The sequence below is a fragment of the Pseudomonas sp. TWI628 genome, assembly GCF_039673865.1.
Classification (GTDB): domain Bacteria; phylum Pseudomonadota; class Gammaproteobacteria; order Pseudomonadales; family Pseudomonadaceae; genus Aquipseudomonas.
In genome coordinates, this window is record NZ_JBDJMM010000021.1 from 63,405 (window position 1) to 84,576 (window position 21,172).

The 21,172-nt window shown below is 63.6% G+C and carries 19 protein-coding genes; 9 read left to right on the forward strand and 10 right to left on the reverse strand.

What is annotated here, in order from left to right; all coding sequences use genetic code 11:
• Positions 1 to 26: 26 nt before the first annotated feature.
• Positions 27 to 350, forward strand: a complete 324-nt coding sequence (locus ABE528_RS17645) for a RidA family protein (RefSeq protein WP_346653672.1) — start codon at positions 27 to 29, stop codon at positions 348 to 350.
• A 23-nt stretch (positions 351 to 373) separates the two neighbouring features.
• Here ABE528_RS17645 and ABE528_RS17650 read toward each other — a convergent pair whose 3' ends face one another.
• The 3 genes from ABE528_RS17650 to ABE528_RS17660 form a co-directional block, all read right to left on the reverse strand.
• Positions 374 to 1,327, reverse strand: a complete 954-nt coding sequence (locus ABE528_RS17650; protein ID WP_346653653.1) for a bile acid:sodium symporter — start codon at positions 1,325 to 1,327, stop codon at positions 374 to 376.
• Positions 1,328 to 1,463: 136 nt separating this feature from the next.
• Complete coding sequence (gene glyA / locus ABE528_RS17655) at positions 1,464 to 2,717, reverse strand: serine hydroxymethyltransferase (RefSeq protein ID WP_027918253.1); 1,254 nt, start codon at positions 2,715 to 2,717, stop codon at positions 1,464 to 1,466.
• 171 nt (positions 2,718 to 2,888) lie between these two features.
• Positions 2,889 to 6,719 (reverse strand): EAL domain-containing protein, encoded by a 3,831-nt coding sequence (locus ABE528_RS17660; RefSeq protein ID WP_346653654.1) that lies wholly within the window; start codon positions 6,717 to 6,719, stop codon positions 2,889 to 2,891.
• Between the two features lie 260 nt (positions 6,720 to 6,979).
• On the opposite strand from ABE528_RS17660, the gene ABE528_RS17665 reads away from it, so the two are divergent.
• The 3 genes from ABE528_RS17665 (at position 6,980) to gdhA (ending at position 10,867) form a co-directional block, all read left to right on the forward strand.
• Positions 6,980 to 7,390, forward strand: a complete 411-nt coding sequence (locus tag ABE528_RS17665) for a hypothetical protein (protein ID WP_346653655.1) — start codon at positions 6,980 to 6,982, stop codon at positions 7,388 to 7,390.
• 236 nt (positions 7,391 to 7,626) lie between these two features.
• Positions 7,627 to 9,294, forward strand: coding sequence for an energy-dependent translational throttle protein EttA (ettA, locus tag ABE528_RS17670; RefSeq protein ID WP_027918256.1), 1,668 nt, complete (start codon positions 7,627 to 7,629; stop codon positions 9,292 to 9,294).
• A 232-nt stretch (positions 9,295 to 9,526) separates the two neighbouring features.
• Positions 9,527 to 10,867: an NADP-specific glutamate dehydrogenase gene (gdhA, locus tag ABE528_RS17675; RefSeq protein WP_152958068.1), complete on the forward strand. Its 1,341-nt coding sequence runs from the start codon at positions 9,527 to 9,529 to the stop codon at positions 10,865 to 10,867.
• Between the two features lie 37 nt (positions 10,868 to 10,904).
• Here the strand turns inward: gdhA and ABE528_RS17680 are convergent, their stop codons facing one another.
• The 4 genes from ABE528_RS17680 to ABE528_RS17695 form a co-directional block, all read right to left on the reverse strand.
• Positions 10,905 to 11,402: a GreA/GreB family elongation factor gene (locus ABE528_RS17680; RefSeq protein WP_346653656.1), complete on the reverse strand. Its 498-nt coding sequence runs from the start codon at positions 11,400 to 11,402 to the stop codon at positions 10,905 to 10,907.
• 84 nt (positions 11,403 to 11,486) lie between these two features.
• Entirely contained in the window at positions 11,487 to 11,840 is a 354-nt protein-coding gene (locus tag ABE528_RS17685) for a hypothetical protein (protein WP_152958070.1), read from the reverse strand.
• Between the two features lie 94 nt (positions 11,841 to 11,934).
• Positions 11,935 to 13,788, reverse strand: a complete 1,854-nt coding sequence (locus tag ABE528_RS17690; protein WP_346653657.1) for a DUF4105 domain-containing protein — start codon at positions 13,786 to 13,788, stop codon at positions 11,935 to 11,937.
• A 75-nt stretch (positions 13,789 to 13,863) separates the two neighbouring features.
• A complete protein-coding gene (locus ABE528_RS17695) occupies positions 13,864 to 14,352 on the reverse strand; it encodes a DUF3015 domain-containing protein (protein ID WP_054887210.1) in 489 nt (162 codons plus the stop codon).
• 254 nt (positions 14,353 to 14,606) lie between these two features.
• Here ABE528_RS17695 and ABE528_RS17700 point away from each other — a divergent pair, with 254 nt between their 5' ends.
• From ABE528_RS17700 to ABE528_RS17720, 5 genes are all read left to right on the forward strand, one after another.
• Positions 14,607 to 17,045 carry an ATP-binding protein gene (locus ABE528_RS17700; RefSeq protein WP_152958072.1) on the forward strand — a complete coding sequence of 813 codons (2,439 nt, stop codon included), beginning with the start codon at positions 14,607 to 14,609 and terminating at the stop codon, positions 17,043 to 17,045.
• A 161-nt stretch (positions 17,046 to 17,206) separates the two neighbouring features.
• Positions 17,207 to 17,545 (forward strand): hypothetical protein, encoded by a 339-nt coding sequence (locus tag ABE528_RS17705; RefSeq protein WP_027918263.1) that lies wholly within the window; start codon positions 17,207 to 17,209, stop codon positions 17,543 to 17,545.
• Between the two features lie 108 nt (positions 17,546 to 17,653).
• Entirely contained in the window at positions 17,654 to 18,142 is a 489-nt protein-coding gene (locus ABE528_RS17710; protein WP_003247486.1) for a TIGR00645 family protein, read from the forward strand.
• Between the two features lie 128 nt (positions 18,143 to 18,270).
• The gene (locus tag ABE528_RS17715; protein WP_152958073.1) at positions 18,271 to 18,576 is read left to right on the forward strand and encodes a DUF6482 family protein; all 306 of its coding nucleotides are present in this window, start codon (positions 18,271 to 18,273) and stop codon (positions 18,574 to 18,576) included.
• Positions 18,577 to 18,661: 85 nt separating this feature from the next.
• The gene (locus ABE528_RS17720) at positions 18,662 to 19,279 is read left to right on the forward strand and encodes an FKBP-type peptidyl-prolyl cis-trans isomerase (RefSeq protein ID WP_152958074.1); all 618 of its coding nucleotides are present in this window, start codon (positions 18,662 to 18,664) and stop codon (positions 19,277 to 19,279) included.
• Between the two features lie 26 nt (positions 19,280 to 19,305).
• Here the strand turns inward: ABE528_RS17720 and ABE528_RS17725 are convergent, their stop codons facing one another.
• The 3 genes from ABE528_RS17725 to ABE528_RS17735 form a co-directional block, all read right to left on the reverse strand.
• Complete coding sequence (locus ABE528_RS17725) at positions 19,306 to 19,551, reverse strand: hypothetical protein (RefSeq protein WP_152958075.1); 246 nt, start codon at positions 19,549 to 19,551, stop codon at positions 19,306 to 19,308.
• Between the two features lie 81 nt (positions 19,552 to 19,632).
• Complete coding sequence (locus ABE528_RS17730; protein ID WP_346653658.1) at positions 19,633 to 19,974, reverse strand: zinc ribbon domain-containing protein YjdM; 342 nt, start codon at positions 19,972 to 19,974, stop codon at positions 19,633 to 19,635.
• 144 nt (positions 19,975 to 20,118) lie between these two features.
• A complete protein-coding gene (locus ABE528_RS17735) occupies positions 20,119 to 21,087 on the reverse strand; it encodes a polyprenyl synthetase family protein (RefSeq protein WP_110639765.1) in 969 nt (322 codons plus the stop codon).
• Positions 21,088 to 21,172 lie beyond the last annotated feature (85 nt).

Sequence of the window (21,172 nt, forward strand, 5' to 3'; positions counted from 1 at the left end):
TTGAACGGTATGGGTCAGGCACGCGGATGTCGCTGGCTGTCAGCTACAGGGGCCTGTTCGAAACGGCCGGCGTGGTCGCCGACGACCTGCAACAGGATGTGCAGGGGCAGTTGCGCCAGGCGCTGAGTACCATCGATGGGTTGATGGCTGAGGCCAGGGTGGCCAAGGACCAGTTGACCCGGGTTCAGTTGTGGATCGCAGACTATCGACATTTCGACCTGGTGAACGAGGTGTATGACCGCTGGTTGCAGGGGTGTGCCAAACCGGCACGGGCCTGCGTGGGGGCCGATCTGGGGCAGGGCTACCTGGTCGAGGTGCAGGTGTTTGCCGTGTGTGCCGACCGCGCGTGACCGGCAGCGGCGGGTGCGGCGGTTCAGCGCACCAGCCGCGGTACGGCACGTACATAGACGAGTTCGGCCACCAGCTCTGCCAATGTCTGGGTAAGCACAGCTGCTGCCGCCAACCCGCGCAGCTCTTCCGGCAACGCCAGCGCCAGTGGCAGCACCACCAGCGAATTCCGTGTCGCGGCGCTGAAGGTCACCGAGCGTGCCTCGGCCACCGGCAGGCGCAGCAACCGCGCCGAAACAAACCCGAGCACCGGCGCCAGCAGCATGAAGCTGACGTACACCGGAATCACCGGCAACAGGCGATCAAAATCCTGTAGCACCACAGCAATCTGCGAGCCGATCACCGCCAGCAGTACCAGGGCCATCGCGGGCACCGGCATCCATGCCCAGGCGTCATTCCAGGCCGCGACCGTGCGGGAGCGGCGGGCACCGGCGCTGGTGAGCACGGCGAGGATCATCGGCAGCACGATCAGCAGCACGAAGGCCTCCAAGAACGGGGCGATGCGCATGGTTACACCGCTGCTGTCACCGAGCATCAGCGCCAGGTACACCGGCAGCAGCAGCAATTGCACCAGCAACAGCACGGGCGTGGCGGCGAGGGTCAGGCGCGAGTCGCCTTTGCCGATGTGGGTGAACACCACCACGTAGTCAATGCACGGCGTAAGCAGCACCAGCAGAGCGCCGATGAGGATCGCCGGGTGCTCGGCCAGGCCACGGGTAAGGGCCCAAACCAGCAATGGCACGAGGATGAAGTTGGCGAGCAGCAGGGCTGCCATGAAGCGGCGGTTGCCCAGGCCCTGGCGCAGGTCGAGGAAGGGGATCTGCAGGAACATCGCGTACATCAGGATGGCGATGGCGGGGGTGACCAACGCTTCCAGCTTGCGTGCAGCGTCGGTGGCCAGTAGGCCGAAGGCTACGGCAGCGAGCACGGCGGCGAAGTAGATCGGTATCTGCTGGGTTTCGAGTTGCTCTCTGGTCAAGGTGGGGCCTGTGCGTGGTCGTCTGAAAAGGACACAGGGTAATACGCTGGGGTGGGTGGGTGCTCGATTTGTACCTCATTCCAGAAACAAGAAGCCCGGCACTAGGCCGGGCTTCTTCACATCAGGCTTACGCCAATCAGTTGCCGTAAACCGGCAGCTTCTTGCAGATGGCCTTGACCTTCTCGCGCACGGCGTCGATCACCGCTTCGTTGTTCAGGTCAGCCAGGATGTCGCAGATCCAGCCGGCCAGTTCGCGGCACTCGGTTTCCTTGAAACCACGGGTGGTGACGGCTGGGGTGCCGAAACGCAGGCCCGAGGTGACGAACGGCGAACGTGGGTCGTTCGGTACCGAGTTCTTGTTGACGGTGATGAAGGCTTTGCCCAGGGCAGCGTCAGCATCTTTACCGGAGATTTCCTGCTTGATCAGCGACAGCAGGAACAGGTGGTTCTGGGTGCCGCCGGAAACGACGTCGAAACCACGCTCGATGAACACTTCGGCCATGGCCTGGGCGTTCTTCACCACCTGCTGCTGGTAAGCCTTGAACTCAGGCTGCAGGGCTTCCTTGAAGCAGATGGCCTTGGCAGCGATCACGTGCTCCAGCGGGCCGCCCTGGGCGCCCGGGAAGACGGCGGAGTTCAGCTTCTTCTCGATGTCGGCGTTGGCACGGGCCAGGATCAGGCCGCCACGTGGACCGCGCAGGGTCTTGTGGGTGGTGGTGGTGACCACGTCGGCGAACGGCACAGGGTTCGGGTACACGCCAGCGGCAACCAGGCCGGCAACGTGGGCCATGTCGACGAACAGGTAGGCACCGACCTTGTCGGCGATGGCGCGGAAGCGGGCGAAGTCCAGGACCTGCGAGTAAGCCGAGAAGCCGGCAACGATCATCTTCGGCTTGTGCTCGACAGCCAGGCGCTCGACTTCGTCGTAGTCGATCAGGCCGTTGCCGTCGATGCCGTACTGGATGGCGTTGTACAGCTTGCCCGACGAGCTCACCGAAGCACCGTGGGTCAGGTGGCCACCGTGGGCCAGGCTCATGCCCAGGATGGTGTCACCGGCCGACAGCAGGGCCAGGTAGACCGCGGCGTTGGCTTGCGAGCCAGCGTGCGGCTGGACGTTGGCGTAGTCGGCGCCGAACAGCTCTTTGGCACGGTCGATGGCCAGTTGCTCGACCACGTCGACGTACTCGCAGCCGCCGTAGTAGCGCTTGCCTGGGTAGCCTTCGGCGTACTTGTTGGTCAGGACCGAGCCCTGAGCTTCCATGACTGCCGGGCTGGTGTAGTTTTCCGAAGCGATCAGCTCGATATGCTCTTCCTGGCGCAGAGCTTCTTGCTGCATGGCTTCGAAGAGCTCGGCGTCGTACTTGGCAATGGTCAAATCACGGCTGAACATGGCGGTCCTCAAGGATCGGGGTAATTTGGGGGGGCATTCTAACCGATTGATCCGCGCCTGGCATATGAAGTGGCATCAAGTCGCGGACCAATGGGGCTCATGTTGCATCCCGCGCCGTGTCTGGGCTGGCTGGGGATTGGAGTTGACTCGAAAGTCCGCTTTTTCGGGCGCTCACTGGAACATGAACAGGGCGGCGTTGGCGAACTGCGCCTCGAACTGGTTGGCCGGCATCGGCCGCCCGAACAGATAGCCCTGGACCTCGTCGCAGCCATGCTCGCGCAGGAATTCCAACTGCTCGTGGGTTTCCACGCCTTCGGCGATCACCGCCAGGTTGAGGCTGTGGGCCATGGCGATGATCGCCCGGGCGATCTGCGCGTCCTGCTCGCCCTCGGGCAGGCCGTCAACGAAGGTGCGGTCAATCTTCAGCACATCGATCGGGAACTGCTTGAGGTAGTTCAGCGACGAGTAACCGGTGCCGAAGTCGTCGACCGCGATGCTCAGGCCAAGGTTCTTCAGGCTGGCGAGAATCTGCAGCGCCTCATTGACCTCGCGCATCAGGATGCTCTCGGTCAGCTCCAGCTCCAGGCATGCCGGCGGCAGGCCGGTTTCTTCGAGGATGGTGGCGATCCGCGTACCCAGCTGGCCGTCGGAGAACTGCCGCGCCGAGATGTTCACCGACACCTTCGGCACGCGCACCTTGTTCTTGTGCCAGGCCTTGAGCTGGCGGCTGGCCTCGCGCAGCACCCAGTCGCCGACATCCACCACCAGGCCCAGCTCTTCGATCACCGGGATGAAGTCCCCTGGCGGCACCAGGCCGCGGGTCGGGTGGCGCCAGCGCAGCAGCGCTTCGGCACCGGTCAGGCGCTTGCCGTCGCCGCTGAACTGCGGCTGGTAGTAGAGGATGAACTCGTTCTGCTCCAACGCGTGGCGCAGGTCGCTCTCCAGTTCCAGGCGCTCTAGCGCGCTGGCGTTCATCTCGGTCTGGTAGAACTGGAAGTTGTTCTTGCCGCGCTCCTTGGCGTGGTACATGGCGGTGTCGGCGTTCTTCATCAGCTGGCTCAGCTCGTTGCCGTCCTGCGGGCTGAGGGCGATGCCGATACTGGCAGTGACGAAGAACTCGCGGCCTTCGAGCACGAACGGTCGCACCAGGCTGCCAAGAATGTTCTCGGCCACGTGAATGGCGCGGTTCAGGGCCATCTCGCGGGTGGCGCGCGGCTGCAGCAGCAAGGTGAATTCGTCGCCGCCCATGCGCGCCACGGTGTCGTCGTCGTCGACGCAGGCCAGCAGGCGCAGGGCCATGTCCTTGAGCATGCGGTCGCCCGCGGCGTGGCCGAGGGAGTCGTTGATCGGCTTGAAGCGGTCGAGGTCGAGGAACATCAGCACGACCCACGATTTCTGCCGCTCGGCCTGTTGCAGCGCGGTGTGCAGGCGGTCCTGGAACAGCGTGCGGTTGGGCAGGTGGGTGAGGGCGTCGTAGTAGGCCAGGCGGTGGATGCGCTGTTCGCTGGCCTTGCGCTCGCTGATGTCGGTGAAGAAGCACACGTAGCTGGCCAGGTCGCCTTCGTCGTCGAGCACGGCAGTGATGCCGACCCAAGCCGGGTAATGGTCGCCGTCGCGGCGCTTGAGCCACACTTCGCCTTCCCAGCTGCCGCGCTGGTGCAGTTGCTTGAGCACGTAGCGCAGGTGGCTTTGCTGTTGGTCCTCGACCACCAGCATGGTCGGCAGCTGGTCGAGTACGTCGCCGACTGCGTAGCCGCTGACCCGGCTGAAGGCTTCGTTGGCCTGTACGATATAGCCGGCCGGGTCGGTGATGAGGATGGCCGAGGTGGAGTGTTCGAATACCGTCGCGGCCATGCGCAGGTCTTTTTCCGCACGGCGTTGCTGGCTGATGTCGCGGCCCACGCCGAGCACGCCTTCGAAGCGCTGCTGGTCGTCCCACACCAGCACCAGGCGCAGTTCGATGGGGATCTTGCGGCCATCGGCGCGCAGGCAGTCGAACAGGAACAGTTGCGTCGGCAACTGGCTGCGCAGTTGTGCCAGTTGCTCGTTGTCGCCCATGGCCTTGCTGACCCGCTCCATCAGGCTGTAGATGCCGGTGAGCTGGGCCGGGTTAGCGATGATCGACTGCCAGCCGTTGTTGAAGATCCAGTCGGCCTGGTAGCCCAGCACCGCCTGCACCGAGGGGCTGAGGTAGTTGAGTTGCAGGCGGCTGTCGGTGGAGAAGATCACGTCGCTGATGCTTTCGGCGAGCATGCGGTAGCGCTGCTCGCTGTCGCGCAGCGACTGGCTGGCCTCGATCTGCACGGTGACATCCTTGCCCACGCCGATGATGCGCGTGACCAGGCCATCGTCGTCGCGGGTCAGTACCTGCTCGCGGATTTCGTAACTGCGCCAGCCGCCGTCGCGGTGGCGGAAGCGCAGCTGGGTGTGCAGCGACTGGCTGTGAGCACTGTCGCGCTGTTGCTGGCGCAATTGCTGATAGTGCGCGGCGTCTTCGGGGTGCAGCAGCAGCTCCCAGAAGCGGTCACCCATCTGCGCCAGCTCGGTGCGGTCGTAACCGAGGGTCTGGCCGAGGTGGCGGTTGCTGAAGATCATTCGCTGGCTGAGCACGTCCTGCACATACAGCTGGTCGGGCACGGTACGCACCACGTCGGACCAGAAGCTTTCACGCTCCAGCAGCGACAGCTCCACCTGCTTGCGGCTGGTGATGTCGCTGATGCTGAGGATCACCGCCTGGTAATCGCGGCGCTGCTGCGGCAGGCGCGCCATCAGCCACAGGTGCAGCTCGCCGCCCAGCGGCGCGGGCAGGCGCACTTCCAGCTCCAGCGATGGGCGTTGCTCGATCAGGGCGTCGATCAGTTGCATGCCGACGCTGTCGAGGCCATCACCGCTGCCATCGATCAGCCGTTGCCAGGCGCCTTCGTGACACTCGACGTTGAGCAACTGGCGCGCCACCTGGTTGATCTCGGTGATCCTCAACTCCTGCAACAGCGAGCGGCGCAGGTTGGGGTCCAGCGCCAGGCTCTGCTTGAGCCCGGCCAGGTTGCGCAGGTGATAGCGGTCGAGCTGGCCAGGCAGGCTCGACAGGTCGAGCACGCACAAGGCCACGCCGGTGCCTTCGAAGATTTCGTGGTAGCGCCGACGGTCTTCCTGCAGCGCACGCTGGCGGCGGCGCATGTTGATCAGCGCCAGCACCGGCAGCAGGGCGCAGAACAGCGCCAGCAGGCACTTGCCGATCAGTGCCGGCAGCAGCTTCTGCCGGGCGAGGCCGGCGTCGAACAAGCCACGCAATTGCCAGGTGCTGTTGTCGATGAAGGCGAGCATCACGCTTTGCAGCGGTTCACCGCTGGTTTGTACCGGGGCGTGACGCTCCAGTACCTCACTGCTGCGGCTGTTTTCCAGCAGCCAGAGCGGGTGCCCAGGGCCGTCCAGGTGCGCGGTGAGCACCTGGTAATAGTCCGCTGACAGGCGCAGCAGCCAGTAGCCGCGATCCTGTTCCGCCGTCTGGCGCAACAGCAGGTAAAGGGTGCGGTTGTCCGGCGAGTTGGTGAAAAAGTAGCTGCGGCCCTGGTTCAGCCCGACCAGTTCGTCAATCAGGTCACGGTCGGGGCTGCCGGCCAGGCTGTCGCTGCGCAGTTGCCCGGCCTGGTCGAGCCAGGCCAGGTCGCGCAGGGCTGGCAGGTGTTCGCGCAGGGTCGCCAGCAGGCTCGGCAGGGCGGCCGGCGCCGGCGCTTTGACGTAGGGCTGGACCACGTTCAGGGCCTGCTGGGCCTGGAGCGCCATGTTCAGGCTCAAGTGGTCGGCGAGTTCGGCGCTCGCGTTCAGGTTCAACTGGCGCTGGTCAGACTGGGTGTGGCGAAACTGGGAAAACAGTTGCCACAGCAGCAAGCCCAGCAGAATCAGGGCTAGCAGGGCCAGTGCCCCTTTGACCGAACCACGCAGCGAAGCGACTGGGGCCGGCGAAGCGGGGCGCAGCAGAGTCGGATGATTGAGATCGGTCAAGCGTTGGTCCTGCATTTGGGCTGGCGATGGCAGGTAGGGACATGCACGGTGTATGCCGGTATCTGCACAGGCCTGGACCGCGGCCGCGCACTATAATAGCCGGACATGCGAACGGGCTAGCATGCCTGTGATTGTGGCAATGTGCCAGCCTGATTGTCCGGCGCCAGTGGTCGTGGTGATGCCGGCCCGTTCGGCAAGACCCTGCATCCTGTGCGAGAATGCCGCCCGCTTCAATGACAACGCATCGGAGATGTTCGGTTTTGGTTACTCACTTTTCCACCAATGGCCTCGATTCCGCCTGTGGGCGCAGCAGTCAGACCCTTGTCAGCACTGCCGTGACCGCGGACGTATCCTGCAAATCGTGCCAGCGTTCGCTGGTCAAACCCGACGCGGCTACGGCTTCGAAAAACAAGACGCCATCGCTGGCTGAACTGCGCAAGACCGCCAAGGCGGCAGTGGCGCCGGCTGAACAGGCACCTGTGGCTGCCGTGGCCAAGCCGGCTGGCAAGGTTGTCAGCACGCCTGCTGCTGGCAAACCGGCCAAGGTTGCCGAACAGCCTGCCCGCAGTGGTGGCTTCAGCGTCAAGGCCGCCTATGCTGCGCGCCTGGCCGAGCAGAGCGACCGTTGCCGGTTGCCGCGAGGCAGGGCCAGCAAGCAGCGTCACGTCTGAGCCATTTCTGGCTGCTGTGCCGGCCTCTTCGCTGCTGAAGCCGCGAAGAGGCCGGCACAGGTAACCAATGCCTCCCAGGATCACAACGATCCCTCCCCACCATCCGACCACCCTGTGCAACGCCGCGCGTTGGCGTAGAATGGTCGACTTTGTTCAATGAAACCCCGTAAACACATCCCCCTGGCCACAACGCCGGGGCGTTTGTCGATGTCTTTACCTATCTAGAGGGCTTGGTTTTGGCTCAATACGTCTACACCATGCATCGGCTGAGCAAGGTCGTGCCGCCGAAGCGGGAAATTCTCAAGAATATTTCCCTGTCGTTCTTCCCAGGCGCCAAGATCGGCGTGCTCGGCCTGAACGGTGCCGGTAAATCGACCCTGCTGCGGATCATGGCGGGCGTCGACAAGGAATTCGACGGCGAAGCCCGTCCGATGCCCGACATCAACGTGGGTTACCTGCCGCAGGAACCGCAACTGGACCCCAACAAGTCCGTGCGTGAAGTGGTCGAGGAAGCGGTCAGCGTGATCAAGGACGCCCAGGCTCGCCTGGACGAGGTCTACGCCGCCTACGCAGAACCCGACGCCGACTTCGACAAGCTGGCTGCCGAACAGGCCAAGCTCGAAGCCATCCTGCAGGCCGCCGACGGTCACAACCTCGAGCGCCAGCTGGACGTCGCCGCCGACGCCCTGCGCCTGCCGGCCTGGGATGCCCGTATCGAACACCTGTCCGGTGGCGAGAAGCGCCGCGTGGCCTTGTGCCGCCTGCTGCTGTCGGCCCCCGACATGCTGCTGCTCGACGAACCGACCAACCACCTGGACGCCGACTCGGTAGCCTGGCTGGAGCGCTTCCTGCACGACTTCCCGGGCACCGTGGTAGCGATTACCCACGACCGTTACTTCCTCGACAACGTCGCTGGCTGGATCCTCGAACTGGACCGCGGCGCCGGTATCCCGTACGAAGGCAACTACTCGGGCTGGCTGGAAGCCAAGTCGGACCGTCTGGCGCAGGAATCCAAGCAGCAGAGCGCCCACGAGAAGGCCATGAAAGAGGAGCTGGAGTGGGTGCGCAAAGGCGCCAAGGCCCGCCAGTCCAAGTCCAAGGCCCGTCTGCAGCGCTTCGAAGAAATGCAGTCGCAGGAATTCCAGAAGCGCAGCGAAACCAACGAGATCTACATCCCGGCCGGTCCGCGCCTGGGTGACAAGGTCATCGAGTTCAAGAACGTCACCAAGGGCTACGGCGACCGCGTGCTGATCGACAACCTGTCGTTCGCCATGCCAAAAGGCGCCATCGTCGGCGTGATCGGCGGTAACGGTGCCGGTAAGTCGACCCTGTTCCGCATGCTGATGGGCAAGGAGCAACCGGACTCGGGCAGCATCGAGATCGGCGAAACCGTGCAACTGGCCTGCGTGGACCAGAGCCGTGAAGACCTCGACGGCTCCAAGACTGTGTTCCAGCAGATTTCCGACGGTTCCGACCAGATCCGCATCGGCAGCTACGAGATCCCGTCGCGTACCTACGTTGGCCGCTTCAACTTCAAGGGTGGCGACCAGCAGAAGTTCGTCAAGGACCTGTCCGGTGGTGAGCGTGGCCGCCTGCACCTGGCGCTGACTCTGAAGGAGGGCGGTAACGTCCTGCTGCTCGACGAACCGTCCAACGACCTCGACGTCGAAACCCTGCGTTCCCTGGAAGAAGCCCTGCTGGACTTCCCGGGCGCCGCCATCGTGATTTCCCACGACCGTTGGTTCCTGGACCGTGTGGCCACTCACATCCTGGCCTACGAAGACGACTCGAACGTGGTGTTCTTCGAGGGCAACTACACCGAGTACGAAGCCGACCGCAAGAAGCGCCTGGGCGATGCTGCTGCCCAGCCGCACCGTGTACGGCACAAGAAGCTGGCCCAGTAAGCCGGTCTTCTGGCGCACAAGAATGGGGCTCATCGCGGCCCCATTTTTGTGCCTGCTTGCTACGAAAAGGCGCCGGCTTTACCGGTTAATCGAAGGTTGTTTTGTATACACTTATATAAAACGCACCAAATAATTTCAAAAAAACGACATTTCGCCCTATTCCGGTGCGATTGCTTCTTGGTACATTTCGAGAAAAACCAATAAGTCCAATCCTCTTGGTGAGATGTCTACCATGATCGAATCCGTCGACCATTTCCTTGCACGCCTGCAGCAACGCGACCCGGGCCAACCGGAATTCCACCAGGCTGTGGAAGAAGTGCTGCGCACCCTGTGGCCCTTCCTCGAAGCCAACCCTCACTACCTGCAGTCCGGCATCCTCGAGCGCATGGTCGAGCCTGAGCGCGCCGTGCTGTTCCGCGTGTCGTGGGTCGATGACCAAGGCAAGGTCCAGGTCAACCGCGGCTACCGCATCCAGATGAGCAGCGCCATCGGCCCTTACAAAGGTGGCCTGCGCTTCCACCCGTCGGTGAACCTGAGCGTGCTCAAGTTCCTGGCCTTCGAACAGGTGTTCAAGAACTCCCTCACCTCGCTGCCCATGGGCGGCGGCAAAGGTGGCTCGGACTTCGACCCGAAAGGCAAGAGCGATGCCGAAGTCATGCGTTTCTGCCAGGCCTTCATGAGCGAGCTGTACCGCCACATCGGGGCGGACTGCGACGTGCCGGCCGGTGACATCGGTGTGGGTGCCCGCGAGATCGGCTTCATGTTCGGCCAGTACAAGCGCCTGGCCAACCAGTTCACGTCGGTGCTGACCGGCAAGGGCATGACCTACGGTGGCAGCCTGATCCGCCCTGAAGCCACCGGCTACGGCTGCGTATACTTCGCTGAAGAGATGCTCAAGCGGCAGAACCTGCGCATCGACGGCCGTCGCGTGGCCATTTCCGGTTCCGGCAACGTCGCCCAGTACGCGGCGCGCAAGGTCATGGACCTGGGCGGCAAGGTGATTTCGCTGTCCGACTCCGAAGGCACCCTGTACGCCGAAGCTGGCCTGACCGATGCCCAGTGGGATGCGCTGATGGCGCTGAAAAACGTCAAGCGCGGCCGCATCAGCGAGCTGGCCGAGCAGTTCGGCCTGGAGTTCCGCAAGGGCCAGACCCCGTGGAGCCTGCCGTGCGACATCGCCCTGCCGTGCGCCACGCAGAACGAGCTGGGCATCGAAGACGCCCGCACCCTGCTGCGCAACGGCTGCATCTGTGTGGCCGAAGGCGCCAACATGCCGACCACCCTGGCGGCGGTCGACCTGTTCATCGAGGCAGGTATCCTGTACGCACCGGGCAAGGCCTCCAACGCCGGTGGCGTGGCGGTGTCGGGGCTGGAAATGTCGCAGAACGCCATGCGCCTGCTGTGGACCGCCGGTGAAGTGGACAGCAAGCTGCACAACATCATGCAGTCGATTCACCATGCTTGCGTGCATTACGGTGAAGAGGCCGATGGCAAGGTCAACTACGTGAAGGGCGCGAACATCGCCGGCTTTGTGAAGGTTGCCGATGCCATGCTGGCGCAAGGCGTAGTCTGATTCGAGGCTCTGGGGGGGGGCTGCACAGCGGCCCCCCTTAGGCCCCACCTCCAATCTCGACCACTTCGATCAGCTGATCCCCCGCCGGCCGCCGCCACAGCACTTCGTCCCCAGGCCCAGCCCCGAGCAAAGCCCGCCCCAGTGGCGACCCCCAGTTGATCATCCCGCGCCCGGCATCCGCCTCATCCTCGCCCACCAGTTGCACCACATGCTCCTGGCCCTGCTCGTCGATGAACCTGACTTGGCTACCAATCTGCACCTTGTTGCGCGAAGTCGCCGCCGGCACCACCTGCGCGCTCTGCACCCGCGCGCTGAAATAGCGCAGGTCCCGCTCGGTATCGGCCAGGCGCTGCTTGTCACCGCGCTCACCCTCGGCCTGCAACGCGCTGCGCAGGGCATTCAGTTCGCTCACGCGCTGTTGCAGCTGGCGCAGGCCGCTGGCAGTGACGTAATTGGGCTGGTCGCTGACGCGCCGCTCCACCGGCTGATCGGCCTGGGCGGCGGCCTGGTCTTCGTTGACGAATGCTCGGCTCATGCAATGGCCTCCTTGTGCTGAAGACCAGCATGGCAGGCCGGTGGTTTCAGGGGATGTCCGTTTGCGACGCACGCGCCCTCAAAATCAGCGGCGGTAGGCGCGGGCGGCGCCCTGGTCTTTCTCCTGCTGCCACTCGCGGTCACGCTCGTCCCAGAAGCGTTCGTGGTACTGGCGCTGCTCCTCGCTGTTCTGCATCGCGTGGCACTGGCGGAAGCCATCGTCCCAGCCAGTCTCGTACTGGCGGTCGTGCAGGTAGCGCGGTACGTCCTTCTTGAAGTCGCCAACCATCAGCCCGGCTGCCTGACGGCCGCTGCTGCAACCGTCCTGGTAGCCGTCGGCGTAGGCGGGGGGATAACCGTGATTGACCATCTGATCGTGGGTGGTTTCGCAACCCGCCAGCAGCAACGCAATGCACAAGCCGAACCAGTACCGCGACATGACCACCTGGACCCTTGGGGAGATACCGGAAAGTCTAGGTGGCGATTTGTCGGGGAGCTGTCAAAACAGTGTCAAAGAGTCGGTTGGTTCACATTCAGTAGTGATACCACTTCAGCTCCAGCATCACCTCGTTCTGCGCGCTGGCCAGGTGGCTGAACTCCCGCGAGGCACTCAACCTCAGCCCCAGGTTCTGGCTGATCTCCCACTGCTGGTTCAGGCTCACACTGCGCCGCACTTCGCCATTGGTGAAGTAATCGCCCTTGGCCTCCAGCGTCAGGTTGCCCAGCCCGTTGCGCCACAGCAGGCCACCATTGAACCCCGTTGCCGGGGCGATGAACTGGGCGAAGTCGTTGTGGTGTTCGACCCGCAGGGTGCCCAAGGCAAAGCCCAGCAAGCCATCGGCCAGTTGCCAGGTGCCACCGGCTCCGCCATTCACGTGGCTCACCAGCACCTCGTCGTCATGCTTGCCCGGCACTCGCTCCAGGCCACCCGCCACCTGCCAGGACCAAGGCTTGAGCAGCTCGTTGCGTGGCGTCAGCGAGCGGATGGTGGCCAGGTCCAGGCGTTGTACCTGCCAATCGTTGCCTTCGTACTGGCGCACCTTGAGCTGCAGGATCTCGATCTGCGCGCCCAGCGGGAAGCCATAGGCATTGTCGTTGAGGTCGTGGTAGGCCATGCGCAGGCCGTACTCGGCATAGGCGCGGTCCTCTCGGGTGCCGACGCCCAGCTGCCAGGTACGCGAGTCATGGCCGTCCTCGGGCAAGCCGGGGCGCTCGATCTGCAAGGGCGGCGGCGGGTTGCTGTTGATCGCCCGCAGCAGCTCGAAACTGCGCTTGGCCTGCCCAGGGTCACGCTCCTGGCCATTGGCCCGGTAGCGTTCCAGGCGGTACGCGGCATCCTGCACCAGCGCCTGGCGCTCGCGGGGCAGGGCTTTGAATTCGGCGCTTTGCAATTGCGTGGTATCGGCGCTGACGGCCAGTACCTGGCGCTTCTCGTCATGGTCCAGCGGTTCGGCCCGGGCCAGCAGCTCGCGCTCGCGTGACGGGCGGTAGGTTTCGCTGGCGACCAGGCCCGATTGCTTCACCGCTTTCACCGTGTCGGTTGGAATGGCGGTGAGCGGGAATTGCGAGGTCAGGTCCAGGCTCGGCCGGGCCACCTGCAGCAACTCCAGCAGGCGGTACGAGCAGTTTTCGTCAAAGAAGAAGTAATCGAACTGAATCTGCTTCAGTTCCCACACGTGTTCGACCATGCGTCCGGTCTCTTCCGGCGTCAGGTCCAGCTGGTATTCCCACAGGTCGCGGTTCTCCAGGCTGCGGTACTCGGAGAGCTTTTCCTGGTAGGGCATCAGCGCGAACAGGCCTGGGTAGCCGCCCATCAGGCCCTTCCAGGCATACAGGATGCTGTTGTCGCTGCCTTCGATGTAGGCGCCGAAGTTGATCGCGTAGCTCAGTAGCGTGGTGTCGTCGCTGCGGGTGTTGGACTGGTCGATACGCAGCAGGGTGTGGCCGAACATTGACGACGGGCTGTTCAGGTAGGCTGCCGGGAAGATCAGCGCCGCACTGTGCGGGTCGATCGACTTGTACCAGGTCTTGAATTCCTGGCAGTCCGGTTGCGGCAGGCCTTGCAGGTCGAGCTGTTCACGCAGCCAGCGGGTGCGCGCGGGGAATACGCACTGGGCGTGTTTGTCACCCAGGCTGGCGGGGGCGTACAGCGCTTCGACCGTGGCCTTGAGTTCCTGGTCCGGGTGGTGCGCACCGTCCTCGGCGAGGAAGAAGGCGTCATCGTCCACATAGCTGCGCCAGCCGCCGAGCTTGGCGGTTTCGTAGTGGCCCAGGGCAATCCAGTAAGGGGTGTTGGCCAGTTGCTGGATACGGCCTGGGTCCAGCACGGGCATGGCATGTACGGGGGCGCAGGCACACAGCGCCAGGGATGCAAGGCGTTTGAGCATGTCGGGCAACTACTTCTTAACGATGCCGAAAAAAGGCGAAACCCGCCCCGGAGGCCGGGGCGGGAGCAGCTGCACTCAGGCCTCGGTGGCGTATTTGGCCAGGCGTGGGTCGTTCTTCAGAACGGCCAGGGTGTTGCTGTGGACCGTTTCGGCAGTCACGTCGGCGCTGCTGAAGATCTGGTTGAAGTGCTGGTGGGTGACCGAGGCGAAGTAGCCACGATCTTCCGGAGCGACGCCCAGGACCACGGCGTAGGTGGTCAGGGCTTCGCCCTGGCCCATGGCCATGTCTTCGGACAGCTCGTTCATCATGCCATTCATGGCGAACCAGGACTTGCCGCCATAGGTCAGCGAAGCCTTGGTCGAGCAGCCGTTGGTGCCGGAGGTCATGCCGAAGGTGGCGTTACCGGAGGTGCCGTTGGTGGTGGAGGCCAGGAAGTGCGCCGGCGTGCCACGCTGGCCTTCGAACAGCATGTTGCCCCAGCCGCAGTTCGGGCCGCCCGGTGCTTCGGCAAGGGCGTTGAGCGAGACCACGGTGAACAGAGTACCCAGAAGAATCCGTTTCATAGCATTGTTCTCTATTTGTCTTAACCAAGGGTCAGGGTTGTCTGGCAACGCGGTTGCCAGGTCGGGAAAGCTTTTCACCCACCCGCGCAGCTTGGAGTTTAGGCATGATCTAAAGGTTGCGTTGTTGATTGCGAAAAATTTGCTCGTACATGACAGCGTCGCCGCTGCGACATAAAGTCCAGCGGAGCCTTGCAAGGCGCGCGCGGGCAGCGCCAGAATGCTGCGTATCTGCCCCGCCGAAGTAAGGAAACCCAATGCCCGATCCTGTCGCTGCGCGCCTGCGTCTCGCGCCTGAAGCCCTGACCCGGCGTTTCTCCCCCGAGCAGTTTGCCTTTACCCATACCGACGATCTGGAGCCGTTTCGCGGAGTCCTGGGCCAGGAGCGTGCTGTCGAGGCCCTGCAGTTCGGCGTGGCCATGCCGCGCCCTGGTTACAACGTTTATGTGATGGGCGAGCCGGGCACCGGCCGCTTTTCCTTCGTCAAGCGCTACCTCAAGGCCGAGGGCAAGCGCCAGCAGACCCCGGCCGACTGGCTCTACGTCAACCATTTCGACGACACCCGCGAGCCACGCGCACTGGAGCTGCCTTCCGGTAGCGCGGCCGAGTTCATCAGCGACATGAACGGGTTGATCGACAACCTGCTGGCGACCTTCCCGGCGGTGTTCGAGCACCCGTCGTACCAGCAAAAGAAAGGCGCCATCGACCGCGCCTTCAACCAGCGCTATGACCGTGCGCTGGATGTGATCGAACGCGCCTCGCTGGAAAAGGACGTGGCCCTGTACCGCGATGCCAGCAACGTCGCCTTCACCCCGATGGCCGACGGCAAGGCGCTGGACGAAGCAGAATTCGCCCAGTTGCCCGAAGAGGTGCGCGAGCAGTTCCACGAGGACATCGCCCTGCTTGAGGAGCGCCTCAACGAGGAGCTGGCCAGCCTGCCGCAGTGGAAGCGCGAGTCGAACAACCAGCTGCGCCAGCTCAACGAAGAAACCATCACCCTGGCCCTGCAGCCATTGCTGGCGCCGCTGTCGGAAAAGTACGCCGAGAACGCAGCGGTCTGTGCCTACCTGCAGTCCGTGCAGCTGAACCTGCTGCGCACCGTGGTCGAGCAGCTGGTTGAAGACAGCAAGACCGACGCGGCTGCGCGCAAGCTGCTGGAAGAGCAGTACGCGCCAAGCCTGGTGGTCGGCCACCACGCTGACGGGGGGGCGCCGGTGGTGTTCGAGCCGCACCCGACCTACGACAACCTGTTCGGCCGCATCGAATACAGCACCGACCAGGGGGCACTGTACACCTCTTACCGGCAGTTGCGCCCGGGCGCGTTGCACCGCGCCAACGGCGGCTTCCTGATTCTCGAAGCCGAGAAGATGCTGGGCGAGCCGTTCGTCTGGGATGCCCTCAAGCGCGCCCTGCAGTCGCGCAAGCTGAAGATGGAGTCGCCGCTGGGCGAGCTGGGCCGTGTTGCCACGGTCAGCCTGACGCCGCAGATGATCCCGCTGAACATCAAGCTGGTGATCATCGGTTCACGCCAGCTGTACTACGCGCTGCAGGACCACGACTCGGACTTCCAGGAGATGTTCCGCGTGCTGGTCGACTTCGACGAAGACATGCCGATGGTCGACGAGAACCTCGAGCAGTTCGCCCAGTTGCTGCGCACCCGCACCAACGAAGAAGGCATGGCACCGCTGACCAGCGATGCGGTGGCGCGCCTGGCCACCTACAGCGCACGCCTGGCAGAAAACCAGTCGCGCCTGTCGGCACGCATCGGCGACCTGTTCCAGCTGGTCAGCGAGGCCGATTTCATCCGCCAGCTGGCCAATGACGAGATGACCGACGCCGGGCACATCGAGCGTGCGCTCAAGGCCAAGGCCACCCGCACCGGGCGTGTTTCGCAGCGGGTGCTCGACGACATGCTCGCCGGCATCATCCTGATCGACAGCGAAGGCGCGGCCATCGGCAAGTGCAACGGCCTGACCGTGCTGGAAGTCGGCGACTCGGCGTTCGGCATGCCGGCACGCATATCCGCCACCGTCTACCCGGGCGGCAGCGGCATCGTCGACATCGAGCGCGAGGTCAACCTCGGCCAGCCGATCCACTCCAAGGGGGTGATGATCCTCACCGGGTACCTGGGCAGCCGCTATGCCCAGGAATTCCCCCTGGCGATTTCCGCGAGCATCGCCCTGGAGCAGTCCTACGGCTATGTCGATGGCGACAGTGCCTCGCTGGGTGAGGCCTGCACGCTGATCTCGGCCTTGTCGCGCACGCCGCTCAAGCAGTGCTTCGCCATCACCGGCTCGATCAACCAGTTCGGTGAAGTGCAGGCGGTGGGTGGGGTCAACGAGAAGATCGAAGGCTTCTTCCGCCTCTGCGAGGCTCGTGGCTTGACGGGCGAGCAGGGGGTGATCATTCCGCGCGCCAACGTCGCCACGCTGATGCTCGACGAGCGCGTGCTGCAGGCGGTGGAGAACGGTATGTTCCACGTCTATGCGGTCAGCCAGGCCGATGAAGCGTTGAGCCTGCTGGTGGGCGAAGATGCTGGCGAGCTCAACGACCAAGGCGTATTTACCGAAGGCAGCGTCAACGCCCGCGTGGTCGAGCGCTTGCGCGAGATCGCCGAGATGATCAGCGAGGAAGAGATCGAGAAGGCAGAAAAGGAACGCCTGGAAGAGGTCATTGCCCAGGCCAAACCGGCCTGAGTCAATAAAACGGCGCTGGCGGCCATGTGCTACCGTTCAGCGCCGGTTTTCCATCTTTCTGTGCTGTTCTTCTATGCTGGAACTTAAGGACGGTATCAGGGTTCAGGATGGAAACAGCCTGGGTTTCAGGCTGAACAGGGCTCATTGGAGGGGACGCGGCCATGCGCAACCTCAGCCTTACTCGCCAGTGCCTGGGCCTGGTGACCCGCATCGAATGCAGCATCCGCCCACTGGCCGGCGACAATGGCATGTGGACCTTGCTGTTCGCCGCCGGCATGGCCGGTGAACAACCCTCTGCAATCAAGGCCCAGGGGCCGTTCCATGGGCCGATGGTGGCCGAATCCGTGCTCAGTGCCATCGTCGACAGCCTGACCCTGCATGGGTATCAGGTGGCCGACGATCCACAGATCTGGTGCCTGCACCTGCAGGCTCAGCTACGGCGGATCAACGGCGAACGCTGCCGCAACCTGGGGGATTATCAGTTCCACCCTGAAACCTGAGCATACATACCCAGCGCTGCGGCATCCGGCCGCAGGCTTTTGCTGTCACAGGTGGCTGGCTATACTCGCGGCCGATTTTCCAGTCACCTGACGAGTTCAAAACCCTCCATGGAACGTATTCTCGAAAACGCGATGTATGCCTCGCGCTGGCTGCTCGCTCCCATCTACTTCGGTCTGTCCCTCGGCCTGCTGGCCCTGGCGCTGAAGTTCTTCCAGGAAGTTGTCCACGTCCTGCCCAACGTTTTCGCCCTCAGTGAAGCCGACCTGATCCTGGTCATCCTGTCGCTGATCGACATGTCGCTGGTTGGCGGCCTGCTGGTGATGGTGATGATTTCCGGCTACGAGAACTTCGTGTCGCAGCTGGACATCGACGAGAGCAAGGAAAAGCTCAACTGGCTGGGCAAGATGGACTCTTCGTCGCTGAAGATGAAGGTGGCCGCTTCGATCGTGGCGATTTCTTCCATCCACTTGCTGCGGGTGTTCATGGATGCGCAGAACATCTCCACCGACTACCTGATGTGGTACGTGATCATCCACATGACCTTTGTGGTCTCGGCCTTCTGCATGGGCTATTTGGACAAGCTGACCAAGCACTGAGTGCGGTTGCCTGTCACACCGCCCGGCTGTTGCAAAACGGACGGGCGGTGTCGTTTCTGGCTTGTGCTTTCGGCCGCTCCGTACAAAAAATGAGCACTCATGCGTGGTTCCCATAGCGAGGTGCTCTCATGAACCTGCAACAGCTCAACACCGAGGCCAGGGCGGGCCATGTCGAGGAATTGAACCTCATTGCCATCGAAGGCGGCGACTACCTGATCGAGGCCCGGGTCAAAGGCCATCCCCATCCCCTGTCCGATACCCGTGGTGAGCGCTTGCGCGTGCACTCGGTGGAGGATGCGCGCAAGTTGCTGCAGGCCATTCCGATGGTGTCGATGAACCTCGTGCACTGGTCGGTACAGGACGAAATGTGCGGCATGGGCACGCACCCGGAAGAAGACCTGAAGGTGCCGATTTCCCAGCGCTCGGCCTGGTAGCTGCTCGCGGCGCCCCAGTGTGCTAGGCTGCTCGCCCTTTTCATCAAGGGCGCGGCCGCACTGCGCCCTGCAGTGGAGCACGACAATGTCCGAACTCAACCTGTCCACCGACGAAACGCGCGTCAGCTACGGCATCGGCCGTCAACTGGGCGGCCAGCTGCGCGACAACCCGCCGCCAGGCGTGAGCCTGGAAGCCATCCTGGCCGGCCTGACCGACGCATTCAGCGGCGCCGAAAGCCGTGTCAGCGAAGCCGACCTGTCGGCCAGCTTCAAGGTCATCCGTGACGTGATGCAAGCCGAAGCTGCCGCCAAGGCTGAAGCCGCCGCTGCCGCTGGCAAGGAATTCCTGGTCGAAAACGCCAAGCGTGACGGCATCACCACCCTGGCTTCGGGCCTGCAGTTCGAAGTGCTGACCGCAGGTGAAGGCGCCAAGCCGACCCGCGAAAGCAACGTGCGCACCCACTACCACGGCACGCTGATCGACGGCACCGTGTTCGACAGCTCCTACGACCGTGGCCAGCCGGCTGAATTCCCGGTTGGCGGCGTGATCGCTGGCTGGACCGAAGCCCTGCAGCTGATGAACGCCGGCAGCAAATGGCGCCTGTACGTGCCGAGCGAGCTGGCCTACGGCGCCCAAGGCGTTGGCAGCATTCCGCCGCACAGCGTACTGGTGTTCGACGTCGAGCTGCTCGACGTTCTGTAATGCCGTTGAGGCCGGCGCTGCCGGCCTCAATTCCAGTCTGTTCCCCCTGGGCGCAAGGCCCGTGCATAGCAGAACAGAAACAGGTTGCGCACCAGCTCCTTGAGCACCCCCGGCTCACTCGAATTCAGCCCGTACAGATCCAGGTCTCCCTGGTCGCGTAGCTCGTCCAGTGCTTCTTCTTCGAGCACTGCGCACACCTCACCGGTTTCCCGATGAAGGATGCGCAGATAGGGGTGGGGGCGGTCCAGCCAGGCGTCGATCAGATAAGTCATGGCTATTCTCCTTGGAAATCGGCCCCAATGAGAATAATTCTTATTATCAGAATAGCAAGCGCCAATTGGCGGATTTTGTAATCAGACCTTGCGCACGAATTCCGACTTCAGCTTCATGGCGCCGATGCCGTCGATCTTGCAGTCGATGTCGTGGTCGCCGTCGCACAGGCGGATGTTCTTGACCTTGGTGCCGACCTTGACCACCAGGGACGAGCCCTTGACCTTGAGGTCCTTGATCACGGTAACGGTGTCGCCGTCCTGCAGGACGTTGCCGACCGAATCCTTCTTCACCGCATCATCGCTGGCCGCTTCGGCTTCGCCGCTGGCCGACCACTCGTGGGCGCACTCAGGGCAGACCAGCTGGGTGCCATCCTCGTAGGTGTATTCGGAGTTGCATTTGGGGCAGGGTGGCAGAGTGCTCACTTCGGTTCCTTAAACAGACAGGCGGTTAAAGGCCCATATTGTATAAGGTCTAGCGGGAGAAGTATTTTTGTCCGGACAAATGCAAGGCGGGCCAGCACGCTCCTGTGGGAGCGGGCTGGCCCGCGAAGAAGGCGACGGGGTCTGTCAGTGAGTACGGGCGACCGCAAACTCGCTCAGTTCAACCAGCGCATCCCGGTATTCACTGGCTGGCAGCACTTCCAGGCACTCGATGGCACGCTTGACGTAGTCACGCGCCAGCTCGGCGGTGTACTTCAGTGCGCCCGACGCCTCGACGGCCTCGCGAATCTGCTCCAGATCCTCCAGGCCACCCTTCTGGATTGCCTTGCGCACCAGTGCAGCCTGCTCCGGCGTCCCTTCACGCATGGTGTAGATCAACGGCAGGGTCGGCTTGCCTTCGGCCAGGTCGTCGCCGACGTTCTTGCCCAAGGCCTCGGCATCGCCTTCGTAGTCGAGCAGGTCGTCGACCAGCTGGAAGGCCACGCCCAGGTGGTCACCGAAGGTGCGCAGGGCTTCGCGCTGCGCTTCGCTGGCCTCGGCCAGCGCTGCGGCGCTGTGGGTCGAGGCTTCGAACAGCATCGCGGTCTTGCCGCGGATGACGTCCATGTAGACCTCTTCGGTGGTGCTGGCATCGCGTACCCGCGACAGCTGCAGCACTTCGCCCTCGGCGATTACCCGGGTGGCCTTGGAGAGGATCTGCATGACCGGCATCGAGCCCAGCTCGACCATCATCTCGAACGAACGCGAATAGAGGAAGTCGCCCACCAGCACGCTCGGCGCGTTGCCCCACAGGGCGTTGGCGGTGGAGCGGCCACGGCGCATGCCGGACATGTCGACCACGTCGTCGTGCAGCAAGGTGGCGGTGTGCAGGAACTCGATGGTCGCGGCCAGCAGGCGCAGGTCGTCGCCTTCACGGCCCAGGGCCTTGCCGCACAGCAGCACCAGCAGTGGGCGCAGGCGCTTGCCACCGGCGGAGGTGATATAGTCGCCGATCTTCGATACCAGCGGCACGCGCGAGGTCAGCTGCTTCTTGATGATCTCGTCGACGGCGCTGAAATCTTCAGCTACCGCGCGGTAGAAGGTTTGGGGTTGCATCGGCTGCTCCAGTGAGGTTGCGCGGCATGCTAGGTCGCGGGTCCCGGTGTGTCAAGGCGCGGTGCCCGCAGGCCGGGGGCGGGAC

Bases quoted from the DNA above. Each gene is read 5' to 3' on its own strand.
- ABE528_RS17645 (WP_346653672.1), top strand. From the start codon at position 27: ATGTCGCTGGCTGTCAGCTACAGGGGCCTGTTCGAAACGGCCGGCGTG.
- glyA (WP_027918253.1), bottom strand. From the start codon at position 2,717: ATGTTCAGCCGTGATTTGACCATTGCCAAGTACGACGCCGAGCTCTTC.
- gdhA (WP_152958068.1), top strand. From the start codon at position 9,527: ATGATCGAATCCGTCGACCATTTCCTTGCACGCCTGCAGCAACGCGAC.
- ABE528_RS17680 (WP_346653656.1), bottom strand. From the start codon at position 11,402: ATGAGCCGAGCATTCGTCAACGAAGACCAGGCCGCCGCCCAGGCCGAT.
- ABE528_RS17685 (WP_152958070.1), bottom strand. From the start codon at position 11,840: ATGTCGCGGTACTGGTTCGGCTTGTGCATTGCGTTGCTGCTGGCGGGT.
- ABE528_RS17690 (WP_346653657.1), bottom strand. From the start codon at position 13,788: ATGCTCAAACGCCTTGCATCCCTGGCGCTGTGTGCCTGCGCCCCCGTA.
- ABE528_RS17695 (WP_054887210.1), bottom strand. From the start codon at position 14,352: ATGAAACGGATTCTTCTGGGTACTCTGTTCACCGTGGTCTCGCTCAAC.
- ABE528_RS17700 (WP_152958072.1), top strand. From the start codon at position 14,607: ATGCCCGATCCTGTCGCTGCGCGCCTGCGTCTCGCGCCTGAAGCCCTG.
- ABE528_RS17705 (WP_027918263.1), top strand. From the start codon at position 17,207: ATGCGCAACCTCAGCCTTACTCGCCAGTGCCTGGGCCTGGTGACCCGC.
- ABE528_RS17710 (WP_003247486.1), top strand. From the start codon at position 17,654: ATGGAACGTATTCTCGAAAACGCGATGTATGCCTCGCGCTGGCTGCTC.
- ABE528_RS17715 (WP_152958073.1), top strand. From the start codon at position 18,271: ATGAACCTGCAACAGCTCAACACCGAGGCCAGGGCGGGCCATGTCGAG.
- ABE528_RS17720 (WP_152958074.1), top strand. From the start codon at position 18,662: ATGTCCGAACTCAACCTGTCCACCGACGAAACGCGCGTCAGCTACGGC.
- ABE528_RS17725 (WP_152958075.1), bottom strand. From the start codon at position 19,551: ATGACTTATCTGATCGACGCCTGGCTGGACCGCCCCCACCCCTATCTG.
- ABE528_RS17735 (WP_110639765.1), bottom strand. From the start codon at position 21,087: ATGCAACCCCAAACCTTCTACCGCGCGGTAGCTGAAGATTTCAGCGCC.